Origin of the sequence: Kitasatospora misakiensis, assembly GCF_042656005.1 — a bacterium.
Classification (GTDB): domain Bacteria; phylum Actinomycetota; class Actinomycetes; order Streptomycetales; family Streptomycetaceae; genus Kitasatospora; species Kitasatospora misakiensis.
In genome coordinates, this window is sequence record NZ_JBHSOF010000010.1 from 121,776 (window position 1) to 143,751 (window position 21,976).

Consider the following 21,976-nt stretch of genomic DNA (forward strand, 5'->3'; position numbering starts at 1 on the left):
CCCTCCTGGTGCCTTCCTGGCGCTTCCGTTCGACATCCTCCGACACGCCTGTGGGCGGTCACCCCGCACGGGGTGGCCGCCCACAGGCGTGTCGTGGCGCACTGCGGACCGCCGGCGGACCTCCCCCGAGGACACGGCCGCCGTCCGTCGTACCCCGGACAGGAGGCCGGGGCGCGCGCGAAGCGGAAGGGTGGGTCGAAGCGGATCGTCTACTTGGGCGCCTTCTTGCCGGTGACGCCCAGGTACACCAGGGGAGCGAGGTTGGGCTTGAGGTCCTTGACCTTGACGCCCCAGGAGGTGAAGGCCTTCTGGTGCTCGGCCGCCGAGGCGAGCAACGAGACCAGTGACCCGGCGACGGCGGCCGGATCCAGTGCCTTGTCGGCCTGGCCCTTCGCCTGGAGTTCCTTGACGGCTTCCGTGAGTGGCTTGGCGACCGCGTTGAGGACCGTCATGCGGATCTTGAAGAACCGCTTGTCCCCTTCGGCGGCACCGAGCGTGACCACTCGGAGAATGGCGTCGTTCTTGCGCCAGAAGGCGAGGAATCCGTCGACCAGTTCTTCCGAAGTGGTCGTGCCGGACTTCCCTGCCCAGGACTTTCCGGCCACCAGCTCTTTGAGCGTGTCGGCGTCCTTGGCCATTTCCTCGGCGATTTCGAGGACGGCGCCCTCGACATCCGGGAAGTACTGGTAGAAGGTCGCGGGGGAGGTACCCGCCATACGGGCGACGTCGATGACCTTGACGTCCCGATAGGGCGACGTGCTGAGCATCTCGCGGAGGCAGTCGAGCAGCTTCTGCCGCGTCTCCTGTCCGCGTCGCCCGGCGACGCGACCGTCGACGGTGCGAACTTGTCCTGTCATGCCGTCAGCTTACCGTGGCCCGATCTTGGCGCGATTCGGTGATGTGACAATTACTCCGCACGGGGGGTTGGTATAGGGGCGCGGGGCCCTTCGGACGAATATTCACCGGCCTCCGGGGCCGGTCATGACGCCCCCCCGTGTGCCGCTGACGCCACAGGGTGACGACCCCTTCGCTGAGGGGTTATCGAGTAACGGAGCGTGACGAATCGGCCGGGGGTGTGAGTCGTCACTCATGACAGCCCCGGGCGTGGCGGGTGCAAGCCGGAGCCGGAGCGGACGTCAGATTCCGGCCGTTCCGGATCCGCTGACCGGGCCGTGGGCCCGCTGCCGGCCGGACAGGGCTCTGGGCGGGGGAGGTTGGAGATGGGCCCGGCGGCGTTGGAGAATCGGGTCCGGCACCACGCGGCGGGTGCTCGGCACCACGCGGGCGGTGCTACAAGACGGGGAGGTGCAGCGGGTGGACCAGCTGACGGCGCACGATCCGAGGCGGATCGGGCCCTTCGAAGTGCTGGGGCGGCTCGGGGCGGGTGGCATGGGCCTGGTCTACCTGGCGCGCTCCGCGTCCGGCCGGCGGGTGGCGATCAAGACCGTCCGGGGGGAACTGGCCGAGGACGAGTTGTTCCGGGTCCGCTTCGCGCGGGAGATCGCGGCGGCCAAGACGGTCGGCGGCTTCTACACGGCGGCCGTGGTCGACGCCGACGCGGACGCCCGGGTGCCCTGGCTCGCCACCGCGTACGTCCCGGCCCCGTCCCTGGAGGACCTGGTCACCGAGTGCGGGCCGCTGCCGGCCGGGGCGGTGCGCTGGCTGGTCGCCGGCATCGCCGAGGCCCTGCAGTCCATCCACGCGGCCGGGCTGGTCCACCGGGACCTCAAGCCGTCCAACGTCCTGGTGGTCGAGGACGGCCCCCGGGTGATCGACTTCGGCATCGCCGCCGGGGTCTCCAGCACCCGGCTCACCATGACCAACGTCGCGGTCGGCACCCCGGCGTACATGTCGCCGGAGCAGGCCAGGGACAGCCGGGGCGTCACCGGCGCCAGCGACGTCTTCTCGCTCGGCTCGCTGCTGGTGTTCTGCGCCACCGGCCACCCGCCGTACCGGGGCGCCAACCCGGTGGAGACGGTGTTCCAGCTGTTGCGCGAGCAGCCCGACCTGTCCGGCCTGCCGGCCGAGCTGGTGGACCTGGTGCGCGCCTGTATGCGCCCGTCCCCCGAGCACCGGCCGACCCCGGAGCAGATCCAGGTCGAGCTGGCCCCGCACCTGTTCTCCCGGGACGACGCCTCCGGCGAGGCCGGGGACTGGCTGCCGCCCAACGCGCTCGCCCTGATCGAGCACAAGCGCGGCCGCCGGCTGGCCCCGGCCGCTCCGCCGCCGGCCGTCCCGCCGCAGCCGGTGCCGCAGCACCAGCCGGCGCCCCAGCCGGTGCCGCAGCCCGCTCCGGGCCCGGGCCCGGGCCTGGACGACCCGCGCACCCGGCAGGGCCTCGGGCACGCCCCGCTGTCCGGCGGTCCGGTGCACAGCGCGCCGTCGAGCCCGGACACGGAGGCCGCCACCGAGAAGCTGGCCGCCCCGACGCGCCACCGCCGACCGGCCGGCGCGGCCGAGGCGGAGGTCCGGCTGCCCGGCGCCTCGGTCCGGATAGGGCCGGGGCCGCGCGCCGAACAGACCGGCCCGGGTGCGCCGCCCGCCGAGACGGACTGGGTCCGGCGGTTCACCCCGCCCCCGGCCCGCGCGGCCCGCTGGCGCCCCTGGCGGTTCCGGATGTCCAACGACGTCTGGGGCACCCCGGTGGTCGCCGACGGCACCCTGTTCGTCTCCAGCTTCGAGGTGCACGCCCTGGACATCGCGTCCGGGCAGCGCCGCTACAAGACCCGGGACGTCGCCTGGGCGCTGGCCGTGGACGCCGGGCGGGTGCACGCGGCCGACGGCCCGCACCTCTACACGGTCGACGTCGCGGACGGCACCGAGCGCTGGCGGCACTCGCTGGACGGCTGGGTGTACGCGCTGGACGCGGCCGACGGCGTGCTCTGCTGCGGCATCCGGGGCGGCGGCGTGCAGCTGCGCTCGGCGGCCACCGGCGCCGAGCTGTGGCGCGCCGACGACGCCCAGCAGGACTACGAGAACCCGCAGTCCGGGCCCGCCCTGGTGGGCGGCGCGGCGTACTACTACGGCGGCGGCCGGCTGCGCTGCGTGGACCCGCGCGGCGCCGGCCTGCGCTGGTCGGTCCCGGTCGGCGAGGACGTGCCGTCCCGCCCGGTCGAGCGGGCCGGCGTGCTGTACGTGACGGCCGGCACCAGGGTGTACGCGCTGGACGCGGCGAGCGGCGCCGAGCGCTGGCGGTTCGAGGCGCCGGTGGTGCTGTTCACCCCGCCGGCCCTGGAGGCCGACGCGGTCTACGTCGCCGACTACCTGGGCACCGTGTACGCGCTGGACGCGGCCACCGGACGGGACCGCTGGCGCGCGGTCACCGGCACCCGGCAGGGCGCCGAGCCGGTCGTGGTCGGGGACGGCATGGTGCTGGTCGGCAGCGGCGAGGTGCTGTACGCCTTCGAGGCGGGCAGCGGCCGGGAGCGCTGGCGCTACACCGCGCGGGGCGAGATCGTCGGCTCCCCGGCGGTCGCCGACGGGCTGGTCCACCTCGGCAGCCGGGACCACTCGCTGCACACCCTGGACCTGGCCGGCGGTCAGCTGCGCTGGGAACTCGGCACCAAGGGCGAGCTGACCGGCTCGCCGGTGGCGATCGGCGGCAAGGTCTTCGTGGGCAGCAAGGACCGCTGCGTGTACGCGCTGGACGCCTTCTACGGCACGGCGGTGCCCTCGCACTGACCCCGGCGCGGCGGGGGCCGGAGCCCCCGCCGCGCACGGTGCCGGGTGCGGTGCCGGGTGCGGACTACTTCCGGGCCTCCGGGTGGCGGCTGCACCAGCCCTCCCAGGCCGAGGCCACCATGGACTCGACACCGTGCCGGGCGGTCCAGTCCAGCTCGCGGTTGATCAGGTCGGCCGAGGCCACCACCCGGGCCGGGTCGCCGGCGCGGCGGGGGGTGATCTCCGGCGTGGCGTCGTAGCCGGTGACCTTGCCGATCACGTCCAGCATCTCCCGCACGCTGACGCCCTCGCCGCGGCCGATGTTGAGCACCAGGGAGGTCGCGCCGGCCGGGTCGGCGGCGAGCCGCTTGGCCGCGGCCACGTGCGCCGACGCGATGTCGGAGACGTGGATGAAGTCGCGGACGCAGGTGCCGTCCGGCGTGGGGTAGTCGTCGCCGAACACCCGCGGGGCCTGGCCGGCGGTCAGCCGCTCGAAGACCATCGGGATCAGGTTGAAGACCCCGGCGTCCGAGAGCTCCGGCGAGGCGGCGCCGGCCACGTTGAAGTAGCGCAGCGCGACGGTGGACATCCCGTACGCCTTGCCGGCCGCCGCGACCAGCCACTCGCCGGCCAGCTTGGTCTCGCCGTACGGGCTCATCGGCGCGCACGGGGTGGACTCGGTCACCAGGTCGACGTCCGGCATGCCGTAGACGGCGGCGGAGGAGGAGAACAGGAAGCGCTTGACGCCGCCCTCGGCCGCGGCCTCCAGGACGGTCTGGAGACCGATCACGTTCTCCCGGTAGTACAGGAAGGGCTGCTCGACCGACTCGCCGACCTGCTTCTTGGCGGCGAAGTGGAGGACGCCCTCCACCTGGTGCTCGCGAATGGCCGCGTCCAGGGCGGCCCGGTCCAGGGTCGACCCCTCGACCAGGGCGACCTCCTTCGGCAGCCGGGTCCGGTCACCGGTGCTGAGGTCGTCCAGTACGGCCACGCGCTCGCCCGCGTCGAGGAGCTGCTGCACGACGTGCCCGCCGATGTATCCGGCACCGCCGGTGATCAACCAAGTCATGGCCGAATCCTAGGGCCCGTCTTCGAACCCCCGTCGTCCGCCCGGAGGGCGGGCGGGGCGGCGTTGGGGTGCGTGCATCGGCGGTGCCGAGGAGGGAGTCCATGCGGTGGGGGTACCTCCCGGCCGGAGGCTGGGGGCCATCGGCGACTGACGAGAAGCCGTCGAGGTGCGTGCCCCGGCGTCGGCCCGCAGGCGGGGGTTCGAAGACGGGCCCTGGGGGCCCGTCTTCTTCGGGTCGGCGCCGTGGGCGAGTCGGAGCCGGGCAATCGGACATTTCGGTGAAATGCTGACAAAGATCTCTGCGTTGTGTCCGAGTGGCCCCGGGTGGCCGCGTGCTGAGGAATCCGGAGGCCGTCACGGTGAACCGCAAGAAGGAGCCCACCCGTCCGATTCCGGCCGGGCCGCGGCCCACCGGGCCGAAGGCCTTCGAGCGGGGGCTGCTGGGGCCGGGGGCGGTCGCTGTGCTGACCGCGCTCGCGGTGGCCGGGTGCAGCAGTGGGTCGTCCTCCTCGTCGTCCTCTTCCTCCGTGGTGTCGTCGTCGCCCTCGTCGGCCGGTGGGTCCGCGAGCTCCTCCGCCGGGCCGGGCGGCTCCAACCAGCTCCAGGCCGACTACCAGAAGGTGATCAAGAACGTGCTGCCCTCGGTGGTGCAGATCACCACCGCGAGCGACCTCGGCTCCGGGATCGTCTACGACGACAAGGGCGACATCGTCACCAACGCCCACGTGGTCGGCACCGCCACCACCTTCACCGTCACCCTGGCCGGCAGCACCAAGCCGCTGGACGCCACCCTGGTCGCCGCCTACCCGGACTCCGACCTCGCGGTGATCAAGCTGAGCAACCCGCCCTCCGCCCTCCGGCCGGCCGCCTTCGGGGACTCCACCAAGGTCGAGCTGGGCCAGATCACCCTCGCCATGGGCAGCCCGCTCGGGCTCGCCAGCAGCGTCACCCAGGGCATCGTCTCGGCCACCGGCCGGACCGTCACCGAGCCGCGCGGCGGGGGCTCGCCGGGCGCCGTCATCGGCAACATGGTGCAGACCTCGGCCGCCATCAACCCCGGCAACAGCGGCGGCGCGCTCGTCAACCTGGACGGCCAGGTGATCGGCATCAACACGCTCGCCGCCACCGAGCCGGAGGCCAACGGCGCCGCCGCGCCCGGCATCGGCTTCGCCATCCCGGCGTCCACCGTCACCAGCATCGCCGACCAGCTGATCAAGGACGGCAAGGTCACCAACTCCGGCCGGGCCGCGCTCGGCATCACCGCCCGGAACTACTTCGACCAGAACTTCCGCCCGGCGGGCGCCGTCGTGGTCGCCGTCGTGGCGGGCGGCCCGGCCGACGCGGCCGGCATCCGGCCCGAGGACGTGATCACCAAGATCGGGGACACCCCGGTCGACTCGCTGAACTCGCTCACCAGCGCGCTGGCCTCGCTCGCGCCGGGCAGCAAGGCCACCGTGACCTACAGCCGGGGCGGCACGAGCGCGAGCGCCGACGTCACCCTCGGCACCCTGGGCACTCCCTAGGCGCCCCCGGAAACCCCCGGACGGCCGCCGGCCGCACACCGCGCAAGGGTTCCGCGGCCGGCCGCCGTCCGGGACTGTGTTTTCGCCCGCTCGCCTCCGGGGCGCTTTTGTCCGGTGCCGACGGTCGGCGCTCCAACGCCGCTCCTTCGTCGCGTCGTCCTCGCTTCTCCCTTTCGGCACCGGCGCGCCCCTTCGGCTCGGGGCGGGAGGCTACTCGCCCGGCCGCCGCCGGTGCGGTGTTCGGCGATCAGCCGGGAGCCGCGGCGGGCTCAGCGGCGGGGGGTGCGGGTTCGCCAGGGGAGTTCGACGGTCACCGTGGTCGGTCCGCCGGCCGGGCTCTCGACCAGGAACACCCCGTCCACCGCCCGGATCCGCTCGGCCAGGCCGGCCAGGCCGCTGCCCGGGTAGGGGGCCGCGCCGCCCTTGCCGTTGTCCTGGACCAGGACCATCAGCTGCTCGCCGGCCCGCCAGACGTCCACCGTGGCGGAGCGGGCGCCGGAGTGCTTGGAGATGTTGGTCAGCAGCTCGCTCACGGTGAAGTAGGCGATGCCCTCGACCGCCGAGTCCGGCCGGTCGGTGCCGCCGTCCGAGGCCTTCATGTCGACGTGCACCTTGACCCCCTCCGGCACCGTGCAGCGCGCGGCCACCGAGGAGAGCGCCGCGTCCAGGCCGCGGTCGGTCAGCACCGCCGGGTGGATGCCGCGGGCCAGGTCGCGCAGCTCCTGGAGGGCCAGCTTCACCTCGCCGTGGGCGTTGTCCACCATCTTCGCGGCGGCGGCCACGTCGTCCGGCGTCTCGGTCTCCCGCAGCCGCTCCTTGGCCATGCCGAGGTCCATCGCCAGCGCCACCAGCCGGGCCTGGGCGCCGTCGTGCAGGTCGCGCTCGATCCGGCGCAGGTCGGCGGCGGCGGTGTCGACGACGGTGCCGCGGTCGTCCTCCAGCTCGCGGACCCGCTCGGAGAGCGCGCCCGGGTACAGCAGGGTCTCCACCAGCATCCGGTCCACCGCCGACTGGGCGCGGATCACCCAGGGCAGGGCCGGCCAGCCGACCAGGACGAAGACCAGCGTCACGGCGAAGCTCAGCACGCCCCACGGCAGCATCAGCACGTTGTACAGGGCCGAGCGCCAGGAGAGGGCGTCGGTCAGGTGGGCGATCGCGAAGCCGGTGACGCCCGGCCGGCGGCGCCGCACCGGCTCCGGGTCGTGCACCTCGGAGCCGTACAGCGACCGGGCCCGGCCGCGGGCGAAGCCGCCCATCGCCCGGCAGCCGGCCAGTCCGGCGGCGAGCAGCGGCAGCCCGATCACGGTGATCGACAGGGCGAGGCCGATCGACAGCGTCACGACGGTGAAGACGAAGCCCGCGATCCCGAGCGGCATGTTCAGCAGCAGCCGCCCGACCTGCCGCCACATCCGCGAGCCGTACAGCGGGGTGCGTTCGGCGGGCGCCGGCGGCTCCTGGCCGGTGTCACCGGCCCGGCGGTCCATTGGCTTCATCTCGGTCTACCGTCCCTCTCGGTCGAGCTGTGCACATAGCTTGGCCGGTCGGGTGTGGATGGGGCCATGGGGGTGATACGTCTCCCCGACCGGGGGTTATCCCCACCCCGGCCGGAACCGCTCCGGTGACCGCGGGGTTGACCGCCGCGCGTCGCCGGGTGTCCACCGGCTGTCCATCCGATGTCTTGCGGAGCGGGCAGGATGCGGGGCACGGGGGCCGTGCACTTAGACTCACGCACTGGCGATGGTTATGAGCGTGTAAAGGAAACGTCGTAGAACCGCCCCGAGGGGCGGGTTCCGCGGCCGATGTGGAGGCGAGGGCATGGTGGGGCAGCGGGCGGCTTCGGTCGCGGCCGACCCGGCGGCCGGCAGCGGCTACTTCGACGCGTACGCCGCGATGGGCCTGCTCGCCGTCGTCGGCGTGCTCTTCGTGACGGTGGCGTTCACCGCCAACCGGCTGCTGCGGCCGGTGGTGTACTCGCCGGAGAAGCTCCTCGCCTACGAGTGCGGCGTGGATCCGGTGGGGGAGGACTGGGCGCACACCCAGGTCCGCTACTACGTCTACGCCTTCCTGTACGTGATCTTCGCGGTCGACGCGATCTACCTGTTCCCGTGGGCGACCGTCTTCGCCTCCGCCGGATACGGCGCCGGGACGCTGATCGAGATGTTCGTCTTCATCGGGTTCCTCGCGGTCGGACTGCTCTACGCCTGGAAGAAGGGCGTTCTCGAATGGACGTGACGCACACCCACTCGCACGGGCACGGCGCCTCCGGCGGTCCGGTTCCGCTGGGCGTGCCGGACCCGTCGCACCCCGGTGCCGCCGTCGAGCGGCGCGGTATCGGCCCGCTGGCCCGGCTGGCGCCGGACCCGGTCAAGGTCGTCCTCAACTGGGGGCGGCGCTACAGCCTCTGGTGCTTCAACTTCGGTCTGGCCTGCTGCGCGATCGAGTTCATCGCGGCGTCGATGGCCAAGCACGACTTCATCCGGATGGGTGTCATTCCCTTCGCGCCGGGCCCCCGGCAGGCCGATCTGATGATCGTCTCGGGGACGGTGACGGACAAGATGGCGCCCGCCGTCAAGCGGCTCTACGAGCAGATGCCCGAGCCGAAGTACGTCATCTCCTTCGGCGCCTGCTCCAACTCCGGCGGCCCGTACTGGGACTCCTACTCCGTCACCAAGGGCGTCGACCAGATCATCCCGGTCGACGTCTACGTGCCCGGCTGCCCGCCCCGGCCGGAGGCGCTGCTCCAGGGCATCCTCAAGCTCCAGGAGAAGATCGCCGCCGAGTCGCTGCCCGGCCGCTACACCGCGCCCGCGGCGGCGCTGCGGCGTCCGCCGGTGCCCGGGCCCGGCACCGCTGCGGGCTCCTCCGGCACCGCCGAGGGCTCCGGCACCGAGGGCTCCGGCACCGCCGAGGGAGGCGTCTCGTGACCACGGCCGAGCAGTACGCGGCGTCGGTCGGGGAGTGGGCGACCGGCGCCGAGGCGTACGGGCTGATCACCGTCGACGTGCCCGCCGAGCACTGGATCGAGGCGCTCACCGCCGCCCGGGACACCCTCGGGCTGACCTTCTTCGACTGGCTCAGCGCCGTCGACGAGCTCGCCGAGGGCTTCTCGGTGGTCGCCCACCTCGCCGCCGTCGACGCCCCGGGCGTGCGCCACCTGGCGCTGCGCACCCGGGTGCCGCGTGACGGGGCCGCGCTGCCGACCGCCGTCGCGGTGTACGCCGGGGCCGCCTGGCACGAGCGCGAGACGCACGAGATGTTCGGCATCGACTTCCCCGGGCACCCCCACCTGATCACCCTGCTGCTGCCGGACGGCTTCGAGGGGCACCCGCTGCGCAAGGAGTTCGTCCTCGCGGCGCGGGTCGCCAAGGCCTGGCCGGGCGCCAAGGAGCCGGGCGAGTCCGACCACGGCGACGGGCCGGCGCGGCGCAAGATGCAGCCGGCCGGTGTGCCGGACCCGAACGAGTGGGGGCCGCTCAAGGGCACCCTGCCGCCGGTCTCCGAGCGGCCCGCCGGGGACGCCCGGGCGGCCGGCGCGGCGCGCACGCCGCGTGCGGCGGCTGCGGGAGCCGCGGGTGCGGGTGCCGCGAGTGCAGACGCGGGCGCGGCCGGGGCCGGGGCTGAGGGCGCCGCCGCGGTGCGGGCGGACCGTCCGCGCCGGACCAGGTCGGTCTCCGAGGGGTCGGCGAGCCAGGTGGCCGCCGCTCCGGGCGAGGGGGCCGCCGCCGAGGGGGCCCCCGTCGAGGGTGCCGCCGCGCCGGCCGCGCCCCCGGTGCGGGCCGACCGGCCCCGGCGGACCAGGTCGGTCTCCGACGGCTCGGTGAGCCAGGCGGCCGGGGAGGCGGGTGAGACCGCCGCGGCTCCGGACGCCGGGCCCGCGCGGACCGCGCCGTCCCGGACGCAGTCCGCCGACGCGCCCTGGCACAACCCGGTGCCGGCCCACGAGGAGCCGCAGCGGCCCGCCGTCGAGCCGGCCGTCGAGCCGGCCGTCGAGCCGGCCGTCGAGCCCGCGAAGCCCGTCGGGCCGGGTGCCGAGGAGCAGCCGGGGGCCGGGGAGAAGAAGACGAGCGAGCCGCCGGCCGAGTCGGCCGGCCAGGACGGAGACGGCGCGTGAACCTGTTCGACACGGTGCTGCGCTGCGTCGCCACGCTGGTCGTCTTCCTCACCCTCCCCCTGATCATCGGCCAGACCGAGCACAAGGTGATGGCGCACATGCAGGGCCGGCTCGGCCCGATGTACGCCGGCGGCTTCCACGGCTGGGCGCAGCTGATCGCGGACGGCGTGAAGTTCGCGCAGAAGGAGGACATCGTCCCGGCCGGCGCCGACCGGCGGATCTTCCAGCTGGCGCCCGCCGTCTCGCTGCTGCCGTACCTCTTCGTGCTGCTGGCGATCCCGGTCGGCCCGGACGGCTTCGTCGGGCAGGCGATCGACGCCGGCCTGTTCTTCGTGCTGGCCGTCATGGGCGTCGGCGTGATCGGCAAGCTGATGGCCGGCTGGGCCTCGGCCAACAAGTTCTCGCTGCTCGGTGGTCTGCGCACGGCCGCGCAGCTGATGTCCTACGAGCTGCCGATGGTGCTCGCCGCGGCCTCCGTGGCGATGGCCGCCGGGACGCTCTCGCTGCCCGGGATCGTGGACGCCTGGGAGTGGTACTGGATCCCGTGGCAGATCATCGGCGCCTTCGTGTTCTTCACGGCCGGCCTGGCCGAGCTGCAGCGCCCGCCGTTCGACATGCCGGTCGCCGACTCGGAGATCATCTTCGGCGCGTACACCGAGTACACCGGTCTGCGCTTCGCGCTGTTCCTGCTCTCCGAGTACGTGGGCATCCTGGTGGTCTCCGGACTGACCGCGGTGCTCTTCCTCGGCGGCTGGCACGGCCCGCTGCCGGACCAGCTCGGCTGGCTGTGGACCCTGCTGAAGACCTTCGCGCTGGCCTTCGTGGTGATCTGGCTGCGGGTCACCTACCCCCGGCTGCGCGAGGACCAGCTGATGCGATTCGCGTGGACGGTGCTGATCCCGCTCGCCCTCGCCCAGCTGGCCCTCACCGGCATCATCAAGGTGGCGATCTCATGAGTTTCCCCGGTGCGGGTCTGGCCAAGGGCCTGGCCGTCACGCTGCGGACGATGACGAGGAAGACCGTCACCGCGCAGTACCCCGACACCCAGCCCGCCCTCCCGCCGCGTTCGCGCGGGGTGATCGCGCTGCTGGAGGAGAACTGCACGGTCTGCATGCTCTGCGCCCGTGAGTGCCCGGACTGGTGTATCTACATCGACTCCCACAAGGAGACGCTGCCGGCCGCCGACCCGAACGCGCGCGCCCGCACCCGCAATGTGCTGGACCGGTTCGCCATCGACTTCTCGCTCTGCATGTACTGCGGGATCTGCATCGAGGTGTGCCCGTTCGACGCGCTGTTCTGGTCGCCCGAGTTCGAGTACGCGGAGACCGACATCCTGGAGCTGACCCACGAGCGGGACCGGCTCCGGGAGTGGATGTGGACGGTCCCGGTGCCGCCGGCGCTGGACCCGGCGGCCGAGGAGCCCAAGGAGATCGCCACCGCGCGGAAGGCCGCCGACAAGCTCGCGGCCGCCGCGGTGGCCGCGGCGGAGGCCGACGCCGCCGAGGAGAAGGGTGACACCGCGTGAGTGCCACCACCCTGCTCGCCGCGACCGGGTCGCTGGACCCGGCCGCGCGCTCGTTCCTCTCCCCGACCGGGGTGGAGATCGTCTTCCTGCTGGTCGGCATCGCCGTGCTCGGCTCGGCCGTGGTCGCCGTGACCACCAGGCAGCTGGTGCACGCCGCGCTCTGGCTGGTGGCCGCGCTCGGCGGGCTGGCGGTGGAGTTCCTGCTGCTCACCGCCGAGTTCATCGCCTGGGTGCAGGTGCTGATCTACCTCGGCTCGGTGGTCGTGCTGGTGCTGTTCGGGCTGATGCTCACCAAGGCGCCGATCGGGCGCTCGCCGGACGCCGACTCGAAGAACCGCTGGGTCGCCCTGGTGGTGGCGCTGGCCTCGGCCGGGACCCTGGTGACGCTGGTCGTGGACGCCTTCCGGACGTCCTGGATCGACCTCGGCGCGGGCGGCGGCTCGGCGGCGGTGACCGGCGCGAGCCTGTTCCGGACCTGGGTGCTGCCCTTCGAGGCGCTCTCGGTGCTGCTGCTGGCCGCACTGGTCGGCGCGATCGTGCTGTCGCGCGGTGCGGGGAAGCGGGTGCCGACGCCCCGGGCGGGGCGGATCCGGGCCGGCCGGCCGGTGGGCTCCAACCGGACGGTCGCCCAGGAGGCTGCTGTCGCGCCCGGGGCGAAGGCCCCCGAGACCGCCCCGGCGGAGGAGAGCTGATGCACCTCGCCTACCCCGTCGTGCTCGCCGCGCTGCTGTTCAGCGTCGGCGTCTACGGCGTGCTCGCCCGACGCAACGTCATCCTGGTGCTGATGTCCGTCGAGCTGATGCTCAACGCCGTCAACCTCGACCTCGTCGCCTTCGACACCTGGCTGCGCGACTCGCTGCACGCCGGCCAGGCGCTGACCCTGTTCACCATCACCATCGCCGCCGCCGAGATCGGGCTCGGGCTCGCCATCGTCCTGCTGCTGTTCCGGGCCCGGGGCACGGCGGACATCGACCGGGCCACCGCGCTCGGCGACCCGGCCGAGACCACCGCCGACGTCGAGGAGGCGCCGGTCGGGACCGAGGCGCTGAAGGGCCAGGCCGCCGCATGAACCTCGCCCTGCCCGCCCTCGTCCCCGCCCTGCCCGCGCTCGGCGCGGCCGCCACCCTGGCCACCGGCCGGCGCGTGCCCGGACTGGCCCGGCCGCTGGCGATCGTGCCGGTCGCCGTCTCGGCCGTGCTGGCCCTGGTCGTCGCGCTGCAGCTGGGCACCGGCCAGACGCTGGACGCCGCCACCCGGCTCACCCCGACCGGCGGCCCGGACATCTCGCTGGCGATCCACCTGGACGGCTACAGCTCGCTGATCTCGGTACTGGTCGGCCTGGTCGCCACCTGCGTGCAGGTCTACTCGACCGCGTACCTCAAGGACGACCCGCGCTACCCCTCCTACGCGGCGCTGGTCTCGCTCTTCACGGCGGCGATGTTCCTGGTCGTCTACTCGGGCGACCTGATCGTGCTGCTGGTCGGCTGGGAGGTCATGGGCATCTGCTCGTACTTCCTGATCGGCCACCACTGGGAGACCGAGGACGCCCGCTCCGCCTCGCTGAAGGCCTTCCTGGTCACCAAGCTGGGCGACGTGCCGTTCCTGTTCGGCGTCTTCCTGCTCGGCGCCGACGCCGGGAGCTTCCGGATCGAGGACGTGCTGCGGGCCGCCACCGACGGGCGGCTCGGCCACCCGACGCTGGTCGCGCTGCTCCTGCTGGCCGGGGTGGCCGGCAAGAGCGCGCAGTTCCCGCTGCACACCTGGCTCCCGGACGCGATGGCCGGCCCGACTCCGGTCTCCGCGCTGATCCACGCCGCCACCATGGTCGCCGCCGGCATCTACCTGGTGGCCCGGCTGCTGCCGGTCTTCCTGCTCTCCGGGGCGGCGCTGGTGGTCCTGGCGGTGATGGCCGCCGTGACCATGATCGGCTCGGCGCTCTGCGCGCTCGCCCAGGACGACCTCAAGCGGGTGCTCGCCTACTCGACCGTCGGCCAGCTCGGCTACATGGCCGGCGCGCTGGCCAGCGGCGACCGCGAGGCCTCGGTGTTCCACCTGGTCAGCCACGGCGCGTTCAAGGCGCTGCTGTTCCTCGCCGCCGGTGTGGTGATCCACGCCGCGCACACCAACTCGATCTCCGCGATGTCCCGGATGCCCGGGCTGCGCAAGCGCGTCCCGGACGCCTACTGGACGACGGCCATCGCGCTGATCGCCCTGGTCGGCCTGCCCCCGTTCGCCGGCTTCTTCAGCAAGGAGGCGGTGCTGACCGCCGCCGAGCACGCGGCCAACGGCGAGGCGCTGACCAACGGCCTCGGCCCGGCCTCGGCGGTGCCGCAGGCGGCCGGCTGGATCGTGCTGATCTCGGCCGGGCTCACCGCGCTGCTCACGGCGGCGTACGCGGCCAGGCTGTTCCTGGTGGCCTTCCACAGCCCGGCGGGCGCGGCCGCGGCGGCCCCCGCGGTGCTGCCCGCCGCGGGGCCCGGCCAGGCCGCCGCCGACCGGGCAGCCGTCGACCAGGTCACCGCCGACCGGGCCACCGTGGTCGGTGACCACGAGCCCGACGCGCCGTACTCGCCCGAGCTCGACGAGGCCGACCCGGCCGTCGCCGAGCCGCCCGCGATGCGCTGGCCGCTCTGGGTGCTGGCCGTGCCGACCATGGGCTTCGGCGTCGCCGGCCTGCGCTCGGACTGGCTGCCCGCGCTGCTGGACGGCGGCTCGCTGCGGCCCTCCGCGGTCACCGTCGTCACCGGCACCGGCCTCGCCGTGGTCGGCGCGCTGCTGGCGTACGGCGCCTGGCGCTCGGCCACCGCCCGGCTCACCGAGGGCCTGCCCGCCCCGGCGGAGCCCGGCCGGGTGCCCGAGCAGGCCGGAGCCCCGGCCGCCGAGGTGATCGTCGCCGATCCCGGGCGCGCCCTGCTGGGCCCGCTGTTCGGCCCGGCCCGGCACGGCTTCGGCGTCGACCGGCTCTACAGCGCGCTGTTCGTCCGCCCGGTCGAGGCCGCCGCCCGGCTCGTCCGCTTCCTCGACCGCGAGGTCGTGGAGACCTACGTGCGCGGCAGCGGCGCCGGTGCCGACCTGCTCGGCCGGGTCGTCCGGCTCGCGCAGACCGGCAACGCGCAGACCTACCTCAGCGCGCTGCTCGCCGGCGTCGTCCTGCTGGCCGTCCTGGTGGCGGTGTAGCCGATGCCGTACCTCCCGTCCCCGCCCGCTGTCGTGGTTGTCGCTAGGAGTCCCCGATGAACGCGGTCCTCATCGCCCTCCTGGCGCTGCCGCTGCTCGGCGCCGCGCTCACCCTGGCCCCGGTGTTCGGCCCGGACCAGGCCGCCGCCGACCGGCGCGCGCTGCGCTTCAGCACGGTGGTGACCGGCGCCGTCCTGGTGCTCACCGTCGTCCTGGCGGCCGGCTTCGACCACGACCAGCCCGCCCGGATGCAGGCCACCACCGACGTCGCCTGGATCCCGGCCATCGGCGTGCGCCTCCACCTCGGGGTGGACGGCGTCTCGCTCCCGCTGATCGTCCTGACCTCGCTGCTCACCTTCCTCTGCGCGCTGTACTCGGAGCGGCGGCTGCCGTCCGGCGAGGGCGTGCCCTCGGCCCGGGCCTTCGCCGGGCTCTTCCTCCTCCTCGAAGTGGGCATGCTGGCCACCTTCGCGGTGCTGGACCTGCTGCTGTTCTTCCTGGCCTTCGAGATCGTGCTGATCCCGATGTACTTCCTGATCGCCCGCTGGGGGAGCGGCGCGAAGGTGCCGGCCGCCAACCGCTTCATCCTGTACACGCTGCTCGGTTCGGCCGTGATGCTGCTCGGCTTCCTGCTGGTCGGCGGCAAGGCGGGCACCTTCGACATGCAGGCCCTCGCCGCCGCCCACGGCTCCGGCCTGAGCCACTCCACCCAGGTGATCGCCGCCCTGGCGATCATGGTCGGACTCGCGGTCAAGGCCCCCGCCTGGCCGCTGCACAGCTGGCTCCCGGACGCGCACACGGCGGCCCCGACGGTCGGCTCCGTGCTGCTCGCCGGCGTGCTGCTGAAGATGGGCACCTACGGCCTCGTTCGGGTCCTCCTCCCGGTCGTCCCCGACGGCACCACGACGCTCGCCCCCTACCTGGGCGCCTTCGCCGCCGTCGGCATCGTCTACGGCTCGCTGGCCTGCCTCGCGCTCGCCCGGACGGGGGCCAAGGGCGACCTCAAGCGCCTGATCGCCTACTCCTCCGTCGGCCACATGGGCTTCGTCCTGCTGGGCATCGCCTCCCTCACCCCGGTGGGGGTCAACGGCGCGCTGTTCGCCAACATCGCGCACGGTCTGATCACCGGCCTGCTGTTCTTCCTCGTCGGGGCGCTCAAGGACCGCTACGGCACGGCGGACCTCGACACCCTGGCCGGCACCACCGGCGCCGCCCTCTACGGGCGGGCGCCGCGGATCGGCGCGCTGCTCGCCTTCGCCGCCGTCGCCAGCCTCGGCCTGCCCGGGCTGGCCGGCTTCTGGGGCGAGCTGCTCGCGATGTTCGGCGCGTTCGACCCGGCCGACGGCCTCTCGCGCCCCGCATTCGTCACCTACATGGTCCTGGCCGGTCTCGGCACCCTCCTCACCGCCGCGTACCTGCTGATCGTGGTCAGGCGCGTCTGCATGGGCGACCCCAAGCAGCCCGCGCCGGTGGCCGAGCTCGCCGACCTGCGCCCCTACGAGGCCGTCAGCTGGACGCCGCTGGCCGCCCTCACCCTGCTCGCCGGTCTCTGGCCCGCGCTCCTGCTCGGCCTCTCCGACCCCGCCGTCAAGCACCTCCTCGGGGGTGGCTGACCATGCTCGGCACCGCACTCGGCACCACGTTCGGCTCCACGCTCGGCACCGCACTCGGATCTCACTCCACGGGGCAGACCACTGTGACCTCCCTCGCCGTCGCCAACCCGGGCAGCCTGATCCAGTCCGTGGACTGGGTGGCGATCGCGCCCCCGCTGATCGCCGCACTGGCCGCCCTCGCCGTGCTGGTCACCGACCTCTTCCTGCCCGCGCACCACAAGAAGTGGCTGGGCCGGCTCACCGCCGCCGGACTCGCCCTCGCCATCGTCTCGCTCCTCCCGCTCACCGGTGGATCACCCCGCGCCACCTTCTGTGCGCAGAACGTAACAGGGGCCACTGACAACGCAGGCTGCTCCTACGTCGCCGACCACTTCGCCCTGGTCTTCCAGCTACTCGCGCTCGGCGGCGCGCTGATCGCCGCGCTGCTGTCCGCGCACACCGTGGACGAGGAGCGGCTGCCGGGCGGCGAGTACTGGTTCCTGCTGCTCTCCAGCGCCTCGGGCGCCGCCCTGCTGCCCGCCTCCCGCGACCTCGCCACCCTGGTGATCGCCCTGGAGGTGACCTCGCTGCCGGCCTTCGCCCTGGTCGCCCTGCGCCGGGACGGCCGGGGCGCCGAGGCCGCGCTCAAGTTCTTCCTCTCCTCCGTCACCGCGACCGCCGTGATGCTGCTCGGCATCGGCTTCGTCTACGCGGCGAGTGGCAGCCTGCACCTGGGCGCCGTCGGCACCGGCCTTGAGCACGCGCCCGCGCAGCTGAAGCCGCTGGCCGAGGCGGGGGCCGTGCTCACCCTGGTCGGCTTCGCCTTCAAGGTCGCCGCCGTCCCGTTCCACTTCTGGGTGCCGGACACCTACACCGGCGCCCCGCTGCCGGTGGCCGGCTACCTCTCGGTGGTCGGCAAGGCGGCCGGTCTGGCCGGTCTGGCGCTGGCCACCACCATCGCCTTCCGCCCGTACGCACACACCTGGGGCCTGGCGCTCGCGGTGCTGGCCGCCGTCACCATGACGGCCGGCAACGTGGGCGCGCTGCGCCAGCGCTTCGACACCCGGTTCAGCGCGGTGCGGATGCTCGCCTGGTCCTCGGTGGGCCAGGCCGGCTACCTGCTGGTCCCGCTGGCCGCGGCCGGTTACGCGCCCACCACGACCGACCCGCTGGGCGCCACCGCCGCGTACGCGCTGATCTACGGCGTGGTCAACCTCGGCGCCTTCGGCGTGGTGGCGACGGTCGGCCGCCGGGCCGGGGCCGGGCTGGACGACTTCCGCGGCCTGTTCGCGCGGCGCCGCTGGACGGCGTTGGCGCTGGCGTTCTTCCTGCTCTGCCTGGCCGGGCTGCCGCCGGGTGTGATCGGCCTGTTCGGCAAGGTCGTGGTGTTCCGCGCCGCCGTCGACGCCGGGCTGGGCTGGCTCGCCGTGGTGATGGCCGTCAATGTGGTCGTCGCGCTGTACTACTACCTGCGCTGGACCGCCCTGCTGTTCGCCCCGGCGGAGGGTGCGTCGGAGGGGGCGTCGACCGCAGCGGCCCCGGTCGCCGGGACGGCCCCCGAGCGGCGCCTGCCGGTCCCGCTGACGGCCGCCCTGGGGCTCACCGCCTCGGCGGCGGTGGTGCTCTCGGTGGCCCCTCAGCTGGTGCTCCAGGTGGTTGGCGGCTCGCTGTTCTGACCCCCGCCCGGCGGATGCGCCGAGGTGGCGGCCGGTCCCCCCGGTCGGGTGTCGCGCTGGTCACAAGGGAACAAGGCCCCGTCCCCCACCCGTTGAGCGGGCAGGAGGGACGAGGCAGAAAGGGCTTCCCCACGCACCATTGGAGGGCCACCCGTGCACCGCCGGCACAACGGACTGAGGACCGCCGCCCTGCTCGGCGGCCTCTCGGCGCTGATCCTGGTGATCGGCTCCTTCTTCGGACGTACGGGCTTCGTGATCGCCCTGCTGGTCGCCCTCGGCACCAACGCCTACGCCTACTGGAACAGCGACCGGCTCGCCCTGCGCGCCATGCGGGCCCGCCCGGTGAGCGAGATCGAGGCACCGCAGCTGTACCGGATCGTCCGGGAGCTCTCCACCTCGGCCCGCCAGCCGATGCCCCGGCTCTACATCTCGCCGACCCCGGCCCCGAACGCCTTCGCCACCGGGCGCAACCCGCGCAACGCGGCGGTCTGCTGCACCGACGGCATCCTGCAGCTGCTCGACGAGCGCGAGCTGCGCGGCGTCCTCGGCCACGAGCTGAGCCACGTCTACAACCGGGACATCCTGATCTCCTCGGTGGCCGGCGCGCTGGCCTCGGTGGTGATGTTCCTGGTGAACTTCGCCTGGCTGATCCCGTTCGGCCGTAGTGACGACGACGACGGGCCTGGCCTGTTCGGGCTGCTCGCGATCATGATCCTCGGCCCGATCGCCGCCTCGCTGATCCAGCTGGCCGTCAGCCGCTCCCGCGAGTACCAGGCCGACGCCGACGGCGCCCGGATCACCGGCGACCCGCTGGCCCTGGCGAGTGCGCTGCGCAAGCTGGAGGCCGGTACCCGTCAGCTGCCGCTGCCGCCGGAGCCGCAGATCCAGACCGCCAGCCACATGATGATCGCCAGCCCGTTCCGGCCGGGCGAGGCCGGCGCGAAGCTCTTCTCCACCCACCCGCCGATGGCCGAGCGGATCGCCCGGCTGGAGCGGATGGCGGGCCACCGGGCCTGAGCCCGACCCGGTCGGCCGCGACCGCCAGGGCCGCGCCGGTGACGGCGGTGGCGGTGCCGCTCCGCATCGCGCTCACCCGGCGGGCCGGGGCCTGACCGGTACCGGGCGGACGTGACCGGCCGCCGGCGGTCCCCCTTTCGGGAGCGCCGCCGACGGCCGGTCCGCGGTCAGTACTTCGTCTGGGCGTTGGTGCACAGCGCCCAGATGATGAACACGTCCAGCGCGAGCACGATCACCGACCAGAGCGGGTAGTACGGCAGCGAGAGGAAGCTCTCGATGCCGCCCAGCACCACCAGGCCGATACCCGCGTACTGCGCCCAGGTGGCGCCCCTGACGACGAAGAAGCCGGTCACCGCGATCAGCACGCCGATGATCAGGTGGATCCAGCCCCAGCCGGTGAGGTTGAACTCGAACACGTAGTTCCGGGTGGCGACGAAGACGTCGTCCTCGGCGATCGCCATGATGCCCCGGGTGACGTCGAGCACGCCGGTCATCATCATCAGCACACCGGCGAAGAGCACCCCGCCGGTGACCCAGCCGCTGGTGCCGCGGTGTGACGGCGGCGGCGCGGCCGAGCCGGCCGGCTGCCCGGGTGGCGGCGTCGCACCCGACGACGGGGGCGTCGGCGGTGTCGGCGGCGTGGTGCTGCTCATGGGACCTCCTTGAATCCGGGTCCTCGGGCCCCGGTCCGGGCTGCCCCGAATCGGGGCCGCCATCCCGGAACCCACTCGAACGGATGTCCGGGATTCGACCGTCCGCCTGCCGCCGCCCCCCGGCAACCGGAGCGCGCCTGTTCGGGTGACCCGCCCCGCGCGCCCCCGGCCGTCCCGGACCGCCGGCCGGTACTGCTGGTCCGACCCCTGCCCGGACCTGGAAGGCGCAGCGCGTGACTCTTCTGCCGAAGGACGCCGTGGAGCAGCCCCCGCGCCGGCCGCGCGCCCCCAGGCTGGAACGCCGCCGCGCCGCCGCCCGCCGCCGGCGCGGCCGGGCCCTGGTCGGCTGGCTCACCACCACCGACCACAAGCGGATCGGCACCCTCTACCTCACCACCGCCTTCCTGTTCTTCCTGCTCGGCGGGCTGATGGCGATGCTGATGCGGATCGAGCTGGCCCGCCCCGGGCGGCAACTGCTCTCCAACGAGCAGTTCAACCAGCTCTTCACCATGCACGGCACGATCATGCTGCTGATGTTCGCGACCCCCCTGTTCGCCGGGTTCGCGAACTGGATCATGCCGCTGCAGCTCGGCGCCCCCGACGTCGCCTTCCCCCGGCTGAACGCGCTCGCCTACTGGCTGTACCTGTTCGGCTCGCTGATCGCCGTCTACGGCTTCCTCACCCCGGACGGCGCGGCCGACTTCGGCTGGTTCGCCTACGCGCCGCTCAACAGCGCCGAGCACAGCCCCGGCCTCGGCGCCGACCTGTGGATCATGGGCCTGGCCTTCTCCGGCTTCGGCACCATCCTGGGCTCGGTCAACTTCGTGACCACGATCATCTGCTTCCGGGCACCGGGGATGACGCTCTTCCGGATGCCGATCTTCGTCTGGAACACCCTGCTCACCGCCGTCCTGGTGCTCTTCGCCTTCCCCGTGCTGGCGGCCGCGCTGCTCTGCCTGGAGTCCGACCGGCGGTTCGGCTCGCACGCCTTCGACGCGGCCAACGGCGGGGCGCTGCTCTGGCAGCACCTGTTCTGGTTCTTCGGGCACCCGGAGGTCTACATCATCGCGCTGCCGTTCTTCGGCATCGTCACCGAGATCATCCCGGTCTTCAGCCGCAAACCGGTCTTCGGCTACTCCGGCCTGATCGCCGCGACCGTCGCCATCACCGGCCTGTCGATCACCGTCTGGGCGCACCACATGTTCGTCACCGGGCAGGTGCTGCTGCCCTTCTTCTCGGTCATGACGATGCTGATCGCGGTGCCCACCGGGGTGAAGTTCTTCAACTGGATCGGCACCATGTGGCGGGGCTCGCTCAGCTTCGAGGCCCCGATGCTGTGGACCGTCGGCTTCCTGGTCACCTTCCTCTTCGGCGGCCTCACCGGGGTGCTGCTCGCGGCCCCGCCGATCGACTTCCACGTCTCCGACTCGTACTTCGTCGTCGCGCACTTCCACTACGTGGTGTTCGGGACGGTGGTCTTCGCGATGTTCGGCGGCTTCCACTTCTGGTGGCCCAAGTTCACCGGCCGGATGCTCGACGAGCGACTCGGGCGGATCCACTTCTGGACCCTCTTCGCCGGCTTCCACGCCACCTTCCTCGTCCAGCACTGGCTCGGCGCCGAGGGCATGCCCCGCCGGTACGCCGACTACCTCGCCGCCGACGGCTTCACCACGCTCAACACCGTCTCCAGCATCGGCTCCTTCCTGCTCGGCATCTCCACCCTGCCGTTCCTCTACAACGTCTGGCACACCGCCCGGTACGGGCAGCGGGTCACCGACGACGACCCGTGGGGCTACGGCCGCTCCCTGGAGTGGGCCACCTCCTGCCCGCCGCCCCGGCACAACTTCGTCACCCTGCCCCGGATCCGCTCCGAGTCGCCCGCCTTCGACCTCCACCACCCCGCGATCGCCGAACTCGACCGGCGGCAGAACGCCCGCGAACCACAGCGCTGATTCCCGGTCCTTTACCTCCTC

Annotated in this window: 18 protein-coding genes; 14 read left to right on the forward strand and 4 right to left on the reverse strand. The window is 73.4% G+C overall.

The features are described 5' to 3' along the window. Positions 1–209: 209 nt before the first annotated feature. Complete coding sequence (locus ACFP3U_RS11115) at positions 210–857, reverse strand: TetR family transcriptional regulator (protein ID WP_380225188.1); 648 nt, start codon at positions 855–857, stop codon at positions 210–212. A 457-nt stretch (positions 858–1,314) separates the two neighbouring features. Here ACFP3U_RS11115 and ACFP3U_RS11120 point away from each other — a divergent pair, with 457 nt between their 5' ends. Further along, the gene (locus tag ACFP3U_RS11120) at positions 1,315–3,681 is read left to right on the forward strand and encodes an outer membrane protein assembly factor BamB family protein (RefSeq protein WP_380225189.1); all 2,367 of its coding nucleotides are present in this window, start codon (positions 1,315–1,317) and stop codon (positions 3,679–3,681) included. Between the two features lie 64 nt (positions 3,682–3,745). Here the strand turns inward: ACFP3U_RS11120 and galE are convergent, their stop codons facing one another. After that, positions 3,746–4,729, reverse strand: coding sequence for a UDP-glucose 4-epimerase GalE (gene galE / locus ACFP3U_RS11125; RefSeq protein ID WP_380225190.1), 984 nt, complete (start codon positions 4,727–4,729; stop codon positions 3,746–3,748). 437 nt (positions 4,730–5,166) lie between these two features. On the opposite strand from galE, the gene ACFP3U_RS11130 reads away from it, so the two are divergent. Continuing rightward, positions 5,167–6,252 (forward strand): S1C family serine protease, encoded by a 1,086-nt coding sequence (locus ACFP3U_RS11130; RefSeq protein ID WP_380225236.1) that lies wholly within the window; start codon positions 5,167–5,169, stop codon positions 6,250–6,252. Between the two features lie 269 nt (positions 6,253–6,521). Here ACFP3U_RS11130 and ACFP3U_RS11135 read toward each other — a convergent pair whose 3' ends face one another. Then, a complete protein-coding gene (locus ACFP3U_RS11135) occupies positions 6,522–7,661 on the reverse strand; it encodes a sensor histidine kinase (protein WP_380225238.1) in 1,140 nt (379 codons plus the stop codon). Between the two features lie 406 nt (positions 7,662–8,067). On the opposite strand from ACFP3U_RS11135, the gene ACFP3U_RS11140 reads away from it, so the two are divergent. The 11 genes from ACFP3U_RS11140 (at position 8,068) to htpX (ending at position 19,350) form a co-directional block, all read left to right on the forward strand. Continuing rightward, positions 8,068–8,484, forward strand: coding sequence for an NADH-quinone oxidoreductase subunit A (locus ACFP3U_RS11140; protein ID WP_030304700.1), 417 nt, complete (start codon positions 8,068–8,070; stop codon positions 8,482–8,484). Then, entirely contained in the window at positions 8,475–9,176 is a 702-nt protein-coding gene (locus ACFP3U_RS11145) for an NADH-quinone oxidoreductase subunit B (protein ID WP_380225191.1), read from the forward strand. Before ACFP3U_RS11140 ends, ACFP3U_RS11145 begins: the two co-directional genes overlap by 10 nt. Beyond that, positions 9,173–10,363, forward strand: a complete 1,191-nt coding sequence (locus tag ACFP3U_RS11150) for an NADH-quinone oxidoreductase subunit C (protein WP_380225192.1) — start codon at positions 9,173–9,175, stop codon at positions 10,361–10,363. The genes ACFP3U_RS11145 and ACFP3U_RS11150 overlap by 4 nt, the downstream gene beginning before the upstream one ends. Then, positions 10,360–11,319 carry an NADH-quinone oxidoreductase subunit NuoH gene (gene nuoH, locus ACFP3U_RS11155; RefSeq protein WP_380225193.1) on the forward strand — a complete coding sequence of 320 codons (960 nt, stop codon included), beginning with the start codon at positions 10,360–10,362 and terminating at the stop codon, positions 11,317–11,319. The genes ACFP3U_RS11150 and nuoH overlap by 4 nt, the downstream gene beginning before the upstream one ends. Further along, on the forward strand, positions 11,316–11,888 hold the full coding sequence (locus ACFP3U_RS11160) for a NuoI/complex I 23 kDa subunit family protein (protein WP_380225194.1): 573 nt from the start codon (positions 11,316–11,318) through the stop codon (positions 11,886–11,888). The genes nuoH and ACFP3U_RS11160 overlap by 4 nt, the downstream gene beginning before the upstream one ends. After that, complete coding sequence (locus ACFP3U_RS11165) at positions 11,885–12,580, forward strand: NADH-quinone oxidoreductase subunit J family protein (RefSeq protein ID WP_380225195.1); 696 nt, start codon at positions 11,885–11,887, stop codon at positions 12,578–12,580. The genes ACFP3U_RS11160 and ACFP3U_RS11165 overlap by 4 nt, the downstream gene beginning before the upstream one ends. Next, positions 12,580–12,957 (forward strand): NADH-quinone oxidoreductase subunit NuoK, encoded by a 378-nt coding sequence (gene nuoK / locus ACFP3U_RS11170; protein WP_380225196.1) that lies wholly within the window; start codon positions 12,580–12,582, stop codon positions 12,955–12,957. The genes ACFP3U_RS11165 and nuoK overlap by 1 nt, the downstream gene beginning before the upstream one ends. After that, positions 12,954–15,065: an NADH-quinone oxidoreductase subunit 5 family protein gene (locus tag ACFP3U_RS11175; protein ID WP_380225197.1), complete on the forward strand. Its 2,112-nt coding sequence runs from the start codon at positions 12,954–12,956 to the stop codon at positions 15,063–15,065. The genes nuoK and ACFP3U_RS11175 overlap by 4 nt, the downstream gene beginning before the upstream one ends. Positions 15,066–15,121: 56 nt before the next feature. After that, entirely contained in the window at positions 15,122–16,678 is a 1,557-nt protein-coding gene (locus ACFP3U_RS11180; RefSeq protein WP_380225198.1) for a complex I subunit 4 family protein, read from the forward strand. 2 nt (positions 16,679–16,680) lie between these two features. Continuing rightward, positions 16,681–18,333, forward strand: a complete 1,653-nt coding sequence (locus ACFP3U_RS11185; protein WP_380225199.1) for an NADH-quinone oxidoreductase subunit N — start codon at positions 16,681–16,683, stop codon at positions 18,331–18,333. 153 nt (positions 18,334–18,486) lie between these two features. Then, entirely contained in the window at positions 18,487–19,350 is an 864-nt protein-coding gene (gene htpX / locus ACFP3U_RS11190) for a zinc metalloprotease HtpX (protein WP_380225200.1), read from the forward strand. Between the two features lie 167 nt (positions 19,351–19,517). Here the strand turns inward: htpX and ACFP3U_RS11195 are convergent, their stop codons facing one another. Next, entirely contained in the window at positions 19,518–20,003 is a 486-nt protein-coding gene (locus tag ACFP3U_RS11195; protein WP_380225201.1) for a DUF7144 family membrane protein, read from the reverse strand. A 293-nt stretch (positions 20,004–20,296) separates the two neighbouring features. Here ACFP3U_RS11195 and ctaD point away from each other — a divergent pair, with 293 nt between their 5' ends. Continuing rightward, the gene (gene ctaD, locus ACFP3U_RS11200) at positions 20,297–21,955 is read left to right on the forward strand and encodes an aa3-type cytochrome oxidase subunit I (RefSeq protein WP_380225239.1); all 1,659 of its coding nucleotides are present in this window, start codon (positions 20,297–20,299) and stop codon (positions 21,953–21,955) included. The last annotated feature ends 21 nt before the right edge of the window (positions 21,956–21,976 follow it).